Source organism: Marivirga arenosa (genome assembly GCF_030503895.2).
Classification (GTDB): domain Bacteria; phylum Bacteroidota; class Bacteroidia; order Cytophagales; family Cyclobacteriaceae; genus Marivirga; species Marivirga arenosa.
Map to the genome: position 1 here is coordinate 1919007 of NZ_CP129970.2, position 13061 is coordinate 1932067.

12 protein-coding genes are annotated in these 13061 nt (G+C 36.3%); 4 read left to right on the plus strand and 8 right to left on the minus strand.

Going from position 1 to position 13061, the window contains the following annotated elements:
- Positions 1–132: 132 nt before the first annotated feature.
- The 3 genes from QYS48_RS08430 to secDF all read left to right on the plus strand — a co-directional run bounded on the left by QYS48_RS08430 (position 133) and on the right by secDF (position 4920).
- The gene (locus tag QYS48_RS08430) at positions 133–1356 is read left to right on the plus strand and encodes a HAMP domain-containing sensor histidine kinase (RefSeq protein ID WP_302102414.1); all 1224 of its coding nucleotides are present in this window, start codon (positions 133–135) and stop codon (positions 1354–1356) included.
- 81 nt (positions 1357–1437) lie between these two features.
- Positions 1438–1788 carry a hypothetical protein gene (locus tag QYS48_RS08435; RefSeq protein WP_302102413.1) on the plus strand — a complete coding sequence of 117 codons (351 nt, stop codon included), beginning with the start codon at positions 1438–1440 and terminating at the stop codon, positions 1786–1788.
- A 138-nt stretch (positions 1789–1926) separates the two neighbouring features.
- Positions 1927–4920, plus strand: coding sequence for a protein translocase subunit SecDF (gene secDF / locus QYS48_RS08440; protein ID WP_308358374.1), 2994 nt, complete (start codon positions 1927–1929; stop codon positions 4918–4920).
- A 365-nt stretch (positions 4921–5285) separates the two neighbouring features.
- Here secDF and QYS48_RS08445 read toward each other — a convergent pair whose 3' ends face one another.
- From QYS48_RS08445 to QYS48_RS08475, 7 genes are all read right to left on the minus strand, one after another.
- The gene (locus tag QYS48_RS08445; protein WP_302122374.1) at positions 5286–5453 is read right to left on the minus strand and encodes a hypothetical protein; all 168 of its coding nucleotides are present in this window, start codon (positions 5451–5453) and stop codon (positions 5286–5288) included.
- Positions 5454–5808: 355 nt separating this feature from the next.
- Complete coding sequence (locus QYS48_RS08450; RefSeq protein ID WP_308358375.1) at positions 5809–6588, minus strand: hypothetical protein; 780 nt, start codon at positions 6586–6588, stop codon at positions 5809–5811.
- Between the two features lie 121 nt (positions 6589–6709).
- Positions 6710–8863, minus strand: coding sequence for a prolyl oligopeptidase family serine peptidase (locus tag QYS48_RS08455; protein WP_308358376.1), 2154 nt, complete (start codon positions 8861–8863; stop codon positions 6710–6712).
- Between the two features lie 372 nt (positions 8864–9235).
- Positions 9236–9538, minus strand: coding sequence for a type II toxin-antitoxin system RelE/ParE family toxin (locus QYS48_RS08460; RefSeq protein WP_308358377.1), 303 nt, complete (start codon positions 9536–9538; stop codon positions 9236–9238).
- Positions 9538–9759 carry a hypothetical protein gene (locus QYS48_RS08465; protein ID WP_308358378.1) on the minus strand — a complete coding sequence of 74 codons (222 nt, stop codon included), beginning with the start codon at positions 9757–9759 and terminating at the stop codon, positions 9538–9540. The genes QYS48_RS08460 and QYS48_RS08465 overlap by 1 nt, the downstream gene beginning before the upstream one ends.
- 353 nt (positions 9760–10112) lie before the next feature.
- The gene (locus tag QYS48_RS08470) at positions 10113–10673 is read right to left on the minus strand and encodes a hypothetical protein (protein WP_302102407.1); all 561 of its coding nucleotides are present in this window, start codon (positions 10671–10673) and stop codon (positions 10113–10115) included.
- A gap of 201 nt (positions 10674–10874) precedes the next feature.
- Positions 10875–11597, minus strand: a complete 723-nt coding sequence (locus tag QYS48_RS08475; RefSeq protein WP_308358379.1) for a 1-(5-phosphoribosyl)-5-[(5-phosphoribosylamino)methylideneamino] imidazole-4-carboxamide isomerase — start codon at positions 11595–11597, stop codon at positions 10875–10877.
- A gap of 226 nt (positions 11598–11823) precedes the next feature.
- Between QYS48_RS08475 and QYS48_RS08480 the strand changes: the two genes are divergently transcribed.
- Positions 11824–12441, plus strand: a complete 618-nt coding sequence (locus QYS48_RS08480) for a SprT-like domain-containing protein (RefSeq protein ID WP_308358380.1) — start codon at positions 11824–11826, stop codon at positions 12439–12441.
- A 2-nt stretch (positions 12442–12443) separates the two neighbouring features.
- On the opposite strand, the gene QYS48_RS08485 is transcribed toward QYS48_RS08480, so the two are convergent.
- The gene (locus tag QYS48_RS08485; RefSeq protein WP_308358381.1) at positions 12444–13013 is read right to left on the minus strand and encodes a hypothetical protein; all 570 of its coding nucleotides are present in this window, start codon (positions 13011–13013) and stop codon (positions 12444–12446) included.
- Positions 13014–13061: the final 48 nt, after the last annotated feature.

Below are 13061 nucleotides of genomic sequence, written 5' to 3' on the forward strand. Positions count from 1 at the left end.
ATTAATTGATATAATTGTTACTGTTGTAACTGTAGAGAAGGCTTTATATTGCTGATAAATTATTTTAGAGTAGGTAATAATGAAAAACTTTTGCGTTATTCGTTATAGCATAACAGTGAATGAATAATAGTAATGGTTAATCCTTCGGAAAATCCTTTCATGGGAAATGCATCTTCCTTTTATCAAAGTAAAGCAGCTTTAAAATGGATTGCCTTAGCATTTTCACTTATTATCGGTTTTGCCTCAGTATTATATACCAATAGTATAGTAGAAGAATTGAAAGAAAGAGAAGAGCGATATATTGAGCTTTTTGCCAATACACTTGCCTATACTAGTGATTCAGATAATAGTGAGAACCTAATTTTTATATTTCAGGAAATTGTAACCCCCAATAACTCAATTCCTGTAATTGTGGTAGATGCCAATGGGAATCCCAGTATTTTTAGGAATATAGAGGTAGATAGCAGCAAAAATGATCAGGAAGCCATGGCTAAAATCCTTAAAAAGGAATTGAAGATCATGGAGCAAGAATATGAACCCATTGCCATATCGGGTACTGATCCGGATGACCCCAGTAGTTATCAGTACATATATTACAGAAACTCTGATTTGATTTATAGACTTCGCTACTATCCTTATATTCAATTATCAGTAATCGCAGCCTTTGTCTTTTTTGGATATGTTTCGTTTTCATATTCCCGTAAAGCAGAGCAGAATCAGGTTTGGGTTGGGCTGGCAAAAGAAACCGCTCATCAATTAGGAACGCCACTATCTTCATTAATGGCCTGGTTGGAGATCATGAAAATAGATGATGATCTCAAAGATAAAGAGGTGACTAAGGAATTAGAGAAGGATATTAGTAAGCTTGAGCTGATCACCTCACGCTTTTCAAGTATTGGTTCGGTTCCAGTATTAAGAGACGAGAATATTTCAAAGCTTATTAAGGCTACAGTAAATTATCTTCAAAAAAGAACTTCAAAGAAAGTTTTTATTGACTTTATCTGTAAAGACGATGTCATCTCAGCAGATATAAATAAACCGCTATTCGATTGGGTGATTGAAAACCTATGTAAAAATGCAATTGATGCTATGAGTGGAGAAGGTGAAATAACCATTACCTTAAAAGAAGGAAAATATGGAGATGCTTTGATAGATATTAAAGACACTGGAAAAGGAATTCCTTCTAGTAAGATAAAAGAGATTTTCCAGCCCGGTTTTTCAACTAAGAAGAGAGGATGGGGACTTGGACTTACACTAGCAAAACGAATCATTGAAAATTATCACAACGGTAAAATTTTTGTAAAAGAATCTGTAGTGAATAGAGGAACTACCTTCCGCATTATTTTAAAGCGGTAGTTAACTTTCCCTGATAAATTCATTTGATTTTAATAAAAATATTGAAATTCAGCATTTTTAATTACTTTTGCATTCCGAAGAATGAAAAGAACAAATAACATACAATCAATTAAGAAGTCGGCCAGTCTATTGTTTGGACTTGCAATGGCTTTGCTGATGTTTTTTCAGCAACCGTATGTTGTGGATGCTAATGATACTGTAGAAAGAACAGAGCAAAGTGATCAGGAAAAGCCAGAAGCTGAATATCAGATTATGGCCTATGATTTATTGCTTCCTGCTATGCAGTTTAACTTATTTCATTCATTTGATTTATTGAATGAAATAAGCGTTCCGGAAAAGATCGATTTTTCTTTGATGGAATATGTTGAAAAAGCTTATCATAATTACTTTCATACGCTTTTTCAACTCATCATATCGCCTAATGCACCCTAAGCATTAGCTTTTTTCACAATAAACAGATCTATTCCGATCTGAACAATTACTTAAAATTTAATTCAATTTACTAATCAATATGAAGTCATATTTATGTTAAAATATGATTTCGAAACTTAATTTAATAATACAATAAACATGAAGAACAGAGGATTTATAGTGTTTATGACTGTAATAGTTACATTATTATGTATCTATTATTTGTCATTCACTTTTGTGTCGAACGGCATTAAAGATGATGCCACAGCTTATGCTACAGATCAAGAAGGGAATATCAATTATTCTCAAAGACAAGAATATTTAGATTCTGTATACAATGTACCCGTTTATAATCTTTTAGGAGCTGAATTTACCTACAAAGAAGTACAGGACATGGAGTTAAATCTTGGTCTTGATTTACAAGGTGGAATGCACGTTACTCTTGAGGTATCACCAGTTGATATAATCAAAGGTTTAAGTGGTAATAATGAAGATGAAGGTTTTAATCAGGCTTTAGAAACAGCTAAAGAAAGACAAAAAACTAGCCAAAACAGTTTTGTAGATTTATTCTATCAGGCTTTCCAGGAAGAATATCCTGATAAAAAGTTAAGCGAATTCTTTGCTACTTCAGCGAACAGAGAGAGAATTAGCTTCCAAACAGAAGACAGCGAAGTAATGAGAATTATTCGTTCAGAAGTGGATGATGCTATTGATCGTTCTTTTGAAATCTTAAGAACTAGGATTGATAGATTTGGTACATCACAGCCAAATATTCAGAAATTAGAAAATACAGGAAGAATTCAAATCGAGCTTCCAGGTGTAGATAACCCAGAAAGAGTTAGAAAATTATTACAAGGGGTTGCTAAGCTTGAATTCTTACAAGTTGTTGAAGTAAATGAGGTTTCTGATGCTTTAGGTGCAGCTAATGAATTAATAGTAGAAGAACAAAAAGCTAAGCAAAGCAATGAATTAGGTTCTGAGGATGCAAAAGATGTTTCTGAAGAGGAAAGTGCGGATTTAGCAGATTTATTATCAGAAGATGAAACTGATACTACAGCAGTTGCTGAGGGTGATTCAACGGATGCAAGTCTTGATTCATTAGAAAATGCTCAAAATGTATCTCCATTATTCAGCTTAATTAGAAGCCAATATGGTTTAGTATATGAAGTTACCGATACAGCTAAAATTAATGACATTATTCAAAGAGAAGATGTTCAAGCTTTATTCCCAAGAAACACAAGATTAATTTGGGATGTTAAGCCAAGAAAGTTAGATGATGGTACTGAGTTATTAGAACTTTATGTAGTAAGAACTTTAAGAAATAACCAAGCCATGTTAACGGGAGAGGTTATTAATGACGCAAGACAAACTTTTGATCAAGTTGGTCAGCCTGCCGTAGACATGAGCATGGATGCTACAGGTGCTAGAAAATGGGCGAAAATTACCAGAGAAAACATCAATAAAAGAATTGCAATAGTTCTAGATAATTATGTGTATTCTGCTCCAAATGTAAATGTTGAGATTCCTAATGGTAAATCTATCATTGAAGGTAATTTCACTATTGAAGAAGCTAAAGATTTAGCGAATATCTTAAAAGCAGGTTCATTACCAGCGCCAACTAGAATTGTAGAAGAAGCGATTATTGGTCCAACATTAGGTAAAGAAGCAAGAGCACAAGGTATTATTTCAATTGTTGCTGGTTTAGCAATGGTATTGATTTTCATGGTAGCCTACTACGCTAAAGGTGGTTTAATTGCAAACATTGCCTTAGTATTTAACATCTTCTTTATCTTAGGAATTTTAGCACAATTAAATGCTGCTTTAACCTTACCAGGTATTGCCGGTATTGTGTTAACAATTGGTATGTCAATTGATGCGAACGTACTTATCTTCGAGCGTATCAGAGAAGAAATGAGAGGTGGATCTCCTTTATTAAAAGCGATATCAGCGGGTTACTCTAAAGCCTATAGCTCAATTGTGGATGCGAACGTAACTACCTTCTTAACGGGTGCTATTTTATACTGGTTAGGCCAGGGTCCTGTTAAAGGATTTGCGATTACTTTAATGATTGGTATTGCATGTTCATTCTTCTCAGCGGTATTCATCACCAGAGTAATTGTGAGCTGGATGAGCAAAAAAGGTGATCAGTCTAAGATTTCTTTCGCGACTCCATTCTCTAAAAACTTATTAACCAACATCTCTGCTAACTTTATGAGTAAGAGAAAAATGGCCTATATCGGTTCTGGTATTGTAATCGTGATTGGTGTTGTTTTAATGGTTACGAAAGGTTTAACATTCGGTGTTGACTTCACAGGGGGTCGTTCTTATGTAGTAAGATTTGCTGACCAAGTTGAAACTACCAGCCTTAAAGTTGCTTTGGATGGTACTTTAGAAGATGCAGGTACTGAGGTGAAAACTTATGGTGCGAACAATATCTTGAAAGTAACTACTTCTTATTTAGTGAATGAAGAATCTACTGAAGCGGATAATGAAGTGAAATCAAAAATCATTGATGGTATCGCTCAAGCAACTGGAATGAGCTATGTTGAGACTGAGTCAGCAATGGGAGATAATGATTTCACCATCAGCGGTTCATCAAAAGTAGGTGCTACTATTGCGGATGATATCAGAAACTCATCACAGGAGTCTGTAATATTTGCCTTAATCGCAATCTTTATCTATATCTTAATCAGATTTAGAAGATGGCAGTTTGGTTTAGGTGCTGTTGTTGCCTTATTCCACGATACATTATTTGTATTATCTGCTTTTGCGATTGCTAAACTATTAGGTTTCTCATTCGAAATCGATCAGGTATTTATTGCGGCAATCTTAACCGTTATTGGTTATTCAATTAACGATACCGTGGTTGTATTTGATAGAATTAGAGAGACATTAGGTGTTAAGTCAAAAGCTTCTAATGTGGAAACTTTCAATATGGCGATTAATAATACGATCAGTAGAACCTTAATGACTTCCATCACGACATTGGTTGTAATCTTAATCTTATTCATCTTTGGTGGTGAGGTATTAAGAGGATTCTCTTTCGCTTTATTAGTAGGTATTTTAGTGGGTACTTATTCGTCAATCTTTATTGCAACTCCAGTAGTATTGGATTTAGCAAAAGGTAGTAAAAAGAAACAAGTAGAAGCTTAAAAAATAGATTAAGTTTAAATGTAAAAAGCCGGATCAATTCATTTGATTCGGCTTTTTTTATTGTCGTATTTCAGTCTGAAGGAGTAACTTACTTTGGGATATTCTAATAGAAAGATGGTAGCTAAGATAAGGCAATAGCTTTTAATGTGTTGCTAGGTTTATTTAGCTCTATTGTTCACTCTTGACCTGTTAAATATCAATTACCAGCAATATTTGATATAATTAAAAAGCTGTAAAAGTAAAAGAGCTAGGGTTGTAGTGATCATTTGAAATAACGAAACAAAGTATTATCTATAGAATACTTTGTTAGAATTTCGTTTATTATCATTCTACTACAATAAAAAGGTTTTTAAGAGGAAAAGTAACTAACTAACGGATCTGTTTTTTGACCTAATTTTACCTGTCACCAGCAATGAGATTCCTGCTCCAAGTAAGACACCTGAAATGAAATCCGTCCCCTCATTTTTGAAGGGAAACTGCAAAAGAATACCAATTATTAACATAATTAAACCAATGATTCTTATTTTATTCATGCTTTATTCTTTTTAATTTAATAATATTTCTGCCCATTAAAGCTAATGACCAGTCTCGTGCTTCTGGGCTCTCAAATCTAGGTAATATTGTTTGAATTGAAAGCACGAATAGCTGGCCTCATAAAAATTTGCTATAAAATGAGCCCTCAAGCAACTTATATGCAATTCTTCAACTCGTTTTATATTCAATCAGAGTAACAAATGATTTTAGCAGTTGTTAAATTAATGATTGAAATTACTAATTTCTGTCAATTTGCTAGCAGATAAATTATAAGACAGGAATTAAATACAAGGATTGTATAAGTGTAGTTCGACCGACAGCGCGTATTATTGCTCATACTTTATTTCAGTCTTTTTATTCAAGAACATATAGACAAAATGGGAGAAGGTTATTGTAAAAGCCAAGCTCTGACATAGAAGGATATCCTTGGTTCTCGAGTAACCTTGAATCTTCTTCATTGAAGCCTAAATCTCTATAAATGTCTATTATCTTTTGTCCTTCATTAGGGTCATGCTGTCCGTCATTATTGATTTTATTCTGTGTATAAGACATTCTTATAGGTGGAGAATTGATGGTTACTAAATTACCAGCAAAATCATTTACATCATCAAGATTGCCAGCTGCATCTCCATGATAGATTCCTTTAATACCAGAAGCACCGCTATGTGCTAACCTCCAGCTTGCAATTGTCCCTCTTGAATGGCCACCAATGATAACATTTGACAAATCTAAATTATAGGTTTTTGCATTACTCTTAACCCATTCAAACATTAAGTCAGCATCATCTAATATGTCCAAAATATTAGATTCATCCATTTGTTTTATGGATTCCCAACTGATGATAGAAATTCCATTTTCTAGCAAAGTGGTAATAAATGGTTCATATTTTTCATGGGCGTCCATGTAGGTATGTCCATTACCATGCGCCCATATATAAACAGGCGTTGGTTCATTTGCTTCAGCTTGATAGATATTGAGCCATTGACCATCATTGCCAGTGTAGTTTTCTATATTTCCATATAGAATTTTTAAGTGATATTCCTCATCATGAGACTTGTTAATAACATCTTTTTTGCAACTAAATAGAGATGTAATTATGAGTATTACCGCTATTTTTTGAAAAATATTATTCATTCTTTTTAATTTAATAATGTTTCTGCCCATTAAAGCTAATGACCAGTCTCGTGCTTCTGGACTTTCAAATCTAGGTAATCTTTCTCTAACACCTGGCAACAAGACAGCTAGCTGCCAATAGCTACTTAGAGGGCTCGCCTAGGTGTCGGTCAAAGTATTCTATTAGCTTACCAAACAAGTAGCGATTATAATACTGCTCGCGGCTCCACGCATGCGTTGCACCTGGTGCAAATGCAAAGTCGAAGTCCTTGCCTTGTTTAATCAGTTCTTCAGCTAAAACTGCCGTTGTCTTGAAGGGTACAACATGGTCCTGAATGCCGTGGATAAACAGGAGTTTGTCCTTCAAATTGCCTGCATACTTGAGCGCTTTTCTTTCGAAGATCTCAGGGTGTGTCTGTGGGCTACGAACAATCGCAACGTCATCTGTACCAAAGAAGTCCGGGTCGACAGCAGTTGCTGCAGCGACACCCACTTGGAATAAACCCGGCTTCATCAATAAAGAATAAACGGAGAGTGTGCCACCATAACTGCTACCCCAGATACCGATGCGGTCAGGATCGACATAATCCAACGACTCCATATAGGCAACGGCACTTGCATAATCCTCAATGTCCTGATCGGCAAAACCCAACAGGAACTCTTCACGGAATGCCCGGCCATAACCGTTACTGCCACGTGAATCCACCTGTACGATAATATACCCCTTCTTTACTAAGAGCTGCTGTATGAGGCTGTAGTTGCCTGCCCAACGGTTTCTGGCTGTATTTGAATAAACAGGCCCAAACAGCACTGGATACTTCTTGCCGGGCTGCATCTTACTTGGTTTCATAATCCGCGCATGTAGCCTGTAGTCATCTACAAGACTTGGAAAATTCACGTATTCTGCAGCGGTCCAGCTTCGCTCAGTGAAGGCGGGCAGTGGTGAGTGGGTTACTCGAGTAGCTTCACCACCATCACTGCTGAGCACGTAAAGCTCGGGCGGTGAGGTGTCGTTGCTGTGCCTGAAAACCAAGTGTCTACCATCTGGTGAGGGGTAACCATCGTTTCGGCCTGCAAGTTGCGTTAGTTGCTCGGGTTCGCCACCGGACATTTTTAGGCGATATACATGTTGTTCGTAGGGATTAACTCCATTGCCTGCATAAAATAGTGCATCACCCGCAATGGTTGGGGCAGACAATACATCATAGGATGGATCTGTTAGGAGTTTTGGACGATCCTTAGACGGTGAGGCATCGATTGTATAAAGGCCATATCGATCACCCATATCGCTTAAGAAAACAACCTGCTGCCCATCCAGATGCCAGCTAGATCCAAAGGATGTGTACATGCGACTCTCTCGAACACCTCTCCAAATCTCGCGCAGTTTGCTTTCTCCGGGTGCAACGACATACAACTTACGTTCAACTGCAGTGTCGGATGCGGTATCAACCAGCAGTGCACCGCTCGGTGACCAGTTAAAGTCAATGACTTGATTGGCATGCGGATCTGGCAAGTTGAGGTACGTGATAGTTCCACTTTCTACATCTAGGAGCCCGACCTTGCGAATCTCGTTTGGATCACCCGGGTAACTTCTGCGTATCTCGTTAGGATTGGTTTCGGCAGCGAGATAATCCGGAAAGGCCACCTTTCTCATCTCACGTCTGTCTACAACATGAAATGCGATTGTTTTGCCATCCGGAGACCATTTATAGGTGGGTCCACTCCAAATTCCTGGACCGATTTCACGTTCTGGTCGGCTGTAGCGCCCCTTTTGTAAGTTCGAGAGACTTGGAATGCCGATTTCTGTGAGCTGGCGATTCTCTTTGGAAGTCAAGTCAGCAATCCATAGATCACCCTTGCTTATATAGGCCGCTTGTTTACCGTTTGGAGACATGGACAGATTATAAGCACCAGCTTCAACCCGCATAAGCTGAAGGTCCTCTTCTTTACTAAGCGATGTCTGCCATAGGTGTTCAGCTCGCAGGCTGATGATGGTGTTCGCATCAGCCCAGGCGATATCGCGAACAGATGCCGTATTGGAACTGAGACGTACTTTCTTTCCATCGCTTGTGGAAACCCAAAGGCCTCGCCCTGGATTTTCTGGTTCACTCCACGAAAAGGCGAAGTGCTCACTGTTCGGGGCCCACACAGGTGCAGATGGGCTTGTTCCGGTCAGTTTTGGCGTTGCGAAAAGATCATCAAGAGTGAGCTCAGCTTCTTGTGCTGTGACTATTACGGGCATTGCCATTAGTAAGCCTACCACTACCCATGTTTGCCAAAAAGAGATATTTTTCATGTGTTTGTTTTAATATTTGTCTGGTAAAATAATCATATGCTGCTCAAATAGCGCTCTCGCCCTTGTTAAATGCGCTTTCAGAAGGTCCTCCAAGTCGGATTTTTTAATTTCTAATTACCACTTCCGTAGAGCATAACCTTTAAAATGCGATACTGACCTATAAAATACTGAAAGTAGTAATTTATGCATTCTATACAAACTGGTAGACTTCTTTAATTGCAAAAGCTTAAAATAATTAGTTGCCAAATTTGATTAGAACTCAAACCTTGGTTGCCAGCTATGAAAAGCATGCATAAATTGCGGGCTATTTAGCAGGCATTTGGCTACAAGGTGGTGGGCAAATGGGTTTTTATACAATGTTGTAAATCGTTTCTATTTGGTGTCCTTCTTTAGCCTTTTAGGATTCATTCTGGCATCGAAAAAGGTAACAATTTGTACTGATTTGCTATCATATTTATAGTACATGGTAGTCTGCTTCGATATTACAAATCTGTGAATGCCTTTTACCGAATCAGATTTAGGTGCACTATCTGGGTATTTTGAAATTTGAGCAAATACGGTGTCGAGCTTGCCAATAAAAGCCTTTTTCACCTTCAGAGACCATTCCAATTCAAGATAGTTAAGCAGTTTTTCTAACTTGTCAGATGCTCGTTTCGAGAGTAATATTTCTCTCATTACCGATGTCTTGCTATAAAGTCATCGTAGTTAACCACTTCTCCCTTTTCAAGCTCCTCTATTCCCTTTAGAATATCTTTTTTCTCATTCTCCGGGAGAGTTGTCCAAAAGTCCGAATCGGGTTGTTTTACAAACAGATTCTTAATTGATTCAAGAATAGTTGGATTATCTGTTTCAAGAATCATTTTCATTATCCTGAGTTTTTCGGCTTGAATGTTCATGCTCTTTTTATTTGTACAAAGATAATAAAATAAACGCAGTCGTAAATGAACAGTTTTAATGGATTGATTTTAATAGTACCAATTGATGATTTAGGACCGAATGATTTACAACGACCGTATAAAACCCGTTTGCTATACTGATCTATAAAATACTGAAAGTAGTGATTTATGCTTTCTCTGCAAACTAATACACTTCATTAATTGCAAATGCTTGTAATAAATAAGCACCGTACTTGCCTCGCGCAATATCCTTGGTTGCCAGCTATGAAAAGCAAGCATAAATTACGGGATACCTGCAGAAAACTTAGCTATGAAATGAGTTAGCAAATTGGTTTTATATCATGTTAGCATTATTAATTATGGAAGCTATCAGTGGCTCTTACATTCAATGTTTTTAATCTCTTAGTTTGTGTAAGAATTGGTTTCAAACTGTTTTCAATTAAATTGATTAAGGCTTCTTTATCCTGGGAATCTTTTAAATAAAAATGATATCTATGTTGTTCAGAAATGAGTTTGAAAGAAATGTAGTTTAAGGTTCCATGACTAGTATTTAAAAATTCACCTGAAGCTCTGGATACCTCTCCTTTAAAATCGTGAATCCTTATAACTATATCATGCATGTCTGTCCAATTAAATCTATTGACTTTTTGATTTTTATAAATTGTTAAAGATGCTTGGTCGAACTCGATAAATTCGGAAGTTTGAATATTATTTGTCGCACTATGTTTATTTCTGGTAATAATTTGAATAAGCACAATTAGTAATATCCCAACGAAGCCTAATAAAATTAGCAATGAGTTTTGGGAAACTATTCCAATAATCCCAGGGACGAAAATGACAATGGCTAAAAAGCATCCTAATTTGGATCCTTTCTTAGATAGAATTATTAGGTTTGTTTTGAATTTTGATTCCAAAGTGATGATTTAATTCTGCTGGAGATTAATGCTAACAATTGGATAACAACACCTTTGGTGTTGTTATCCATATTATATTTTTGGTTTCTTTAGAATTTAAGTAAAGAAGAGAAAACAGCTATAAAGCTAATTAAAGCTTCTTATTGGGATAATAACCGTAGATTTAAACGTTTATTAAACGTTTAAATCTACACTTATTTTTTACTGTAAAAATTCCTTCAAATCTTCAAGCTTGATATTACCCTCATAATAAGCTTTACCAAAGATTACCGCAAATATTCCCATATCATTAAGCTTTCGGATATCATCAATATCCCTAACTCCACCACTGGCTAATACACAGATGTCTGGGAATTCTTTCAATATTTTTTCATACAAATCAAACGCAGGACCTGATAATGAGCCTTCTTTACTAATATCAGTTGTTTTAACGTATTTTAGGCCTCGGTCATAGAAATAGCGGATGTGCTCAATAATGTCGATGTCTGTATTCTGCATCCATCCTTTGTAGGCAATTTTTCCATTTAAAGCATCGGCTCCTAAAGTGATTTTTTCTCTCCCATAGGATACAATCCACGAAGCGAAAAGCTCTTTATTTTCAACCGCGACACTGGCCGCAGTGATGTAATCAGCACCATATTCATAAGCTTTGCTAATATCCCCATCTGTATTAATACCACCTGTAAAATCTAATTCAAGATTTGTATAGCCGTGGATTGCTTCCAGGATATGGTAGTTAACGGGCTGGCTTCTGTGGGCACCATCTAAATCCACAATATGCACGACTTTAATGCCATTATCTTCCAATTTTCGGGCAACATCAATCGGGGAATCATCATACACTTTAGCGCTTCCAATGTCAGAACCTTCAACTCTAATAATTTTGCCATCTTTTATGGCAATGGATGGAATAATTTGAATCATAGTTTTAATGGTTTAAGAGTATGATATTAGAAAAAGTTGTCTACTCTACAAGCTTTTGCCCCATTAAGGTTATGTTAACCTTCTAAAGGGCTCTGAAATTACAGTTTAATATGGAAATTACAAAAAAAATACAGCTGGAAATATTTTTTGAGATCAAGAGGAAATAGTGGATTAGGTGAGCTAAATGCTTATTTACTAATTATTTCTACTTAATTTTGGCTCGAATATGACGCATTACGAAAAACAAATATATAAGCGGATTAGTCGATTTATTCCTGAATCAGCTACTGATTTAGCCTTCGAACTTTGGCAACAAAAACCTTTTCGTTTTGTGATCTCAAAAGCTAGGAATACCAAATTGGGTGACTTCAGAATTAAGCCAGGTGAGGAGGCAGTGATTACGGTGAATGAAAATTTAAATCCTTATTCCTTTCTTATCACTTATGTACATGAAGTGGCGCACCATTGGGTTAATGAACAATACAAGAGTAGAGTGAGCCCACATGGGGTAGAATGGAAATTAGCTTTTAAAGAATTGATGCTGCCTTTTCAGAATGCTGCCATCTTCCCAGAAGAGGTTTTAAAAGCTTTGAATCTCTATATGCGAAACCCTAAGGCCGCTTCCTTATCTGACATTCATTTGGCGAAGGCTTTAAAGAATCATGATCCTATTAATCCGGATGAAGTTAGCTTATTAGATGTTGAGAAAGGGCAAAAGTTTAAATTAGAAAATCGTGTTTTTGAAAAGCTAGAGAGTAGAAGAACAAGAGTGAGATGTAAAGAGATAAAATCGGGAAAATATTATTTAGTACATAAAATGGCGATGATTATTCCAGTTAAATAATATCAGAAATCTAATCTTCTCATCACATGCTCTTCTATTCTTTTACAGAAAACCTGAGGTTTTAAAGTTCTCCAATTCAAATGTTCAAACTGTCCACCGCAATTAATATAATGATCAACATTGTATTGAGCCCATTCTTCGAGTACAAAATCTCTGAAATTAACCCCTACTATCCAACCTTCTTCAACCTCATCAAACCACTCTTCATAATATTCATCATCAGAGCCATGGAAGTTCAATATATTTTCACCAATTAAGATGAACTTATTGATACCTTGCATAATCATATGCTCGATTATATTTCTTTTTAAATGCATGATGTCATTATGCAAAGTGTCATTCCATTCGCCTATCATTTCAATTACCGCAATTCCATCCTCATAATTGGCATACAGAATTTTGATGTAGAGCGTTTCAGAGCCAATTGCATCCCAGGCAGGATCGATATAATAACCATAAATGGTATCTGTATATAATTCATAGTTATATTCCTTTCCATAAAAAGGGGAAAGCTCATCCTGTGAAGAATCGTAATATTTTAACCAATTATAGTAGGGCTCGATATGATGCATTAATGAGTAATAAGTTTTAGGGTTTAAGTAATAGGTTTTAATGCGAAT

Bases quoted from the DNA above. Each gene is read 5' to 3' on its own strand.
- QYS48_RS08430 (WP_302102414.1), top strand. From the start codon at position 133: ATGGTTAATCCTTCGGAAAATCCTTTCATGGGAAATGCATCTTCCTTT.
- QYS48_RS08455 (WP_308358376.1), bottom strand. From the start codon at position 8,863: ATGAAAAATATCTCTTTTTGGCAAACATGGGTAGTGGTAGGCTTACTA.
- QYS48_RS08450 (WP_308358375.1), bottom strand. From the start codon at position 6,588: ATGAATAATATTTTTCAAAAAATAGCGGTAATACTCATAATTACATCT.
- QYS48_RS08445 (WP_302122374.1), bottom strand. From the start codon at position 5,453: ATGAATAAAATAAGAATCATTGGTTTAATTATGTTAATAATTGGTATT.
- secDF (WP_308358374.1), top strand. From the start codon at position 1,927: ATGAAGAACAGAGGATTTATAGTGTTTATGACTGTAATAGTTACATTA.
- QYS48_RS08460 (WP_308358377.1), bottom strand. From the start codon at position 9,538: ATGAGAGAAATATTACTCTCGAAACGAGCATCTGACAAGTTAGAAAAA.
- QYS48_RS08435 (WP_302102413.1), top strand. From the start codon at position 1,438: ATGAAAAGAACAAATAACATACAATCAATTAAGAAGTCGGCCAGTCTA.
- QYS48_RS08485 (WP_308358381.1), bottom strand. From the start codon at position 13,013: ATGCATCATATCGAGCCCTACTATAATTGGTTAAAATATTACGATTCT.
- QYS48_RS08465 (WP_308358378.1), bottom strand. From the start codon at position 9,759: ATGAACATTCAAGCCGAAAAACTCAGGATAATGAAAATGATTCTTGAA.
- QYS48_RS08480 (WP_308358380.1), top strand. From the start codon at position 11,824: ATGACGCATTACGAAAAACAAATATATAAGCGGATTAGTCGATTTATT.
- QYS48_RS08475 (WP_308358379.1), bottom strand. From the start codon at position 11,597: ATGATTCAAATTATTCCATCCATTGCCATAAAAGATGGCAAAATTATT.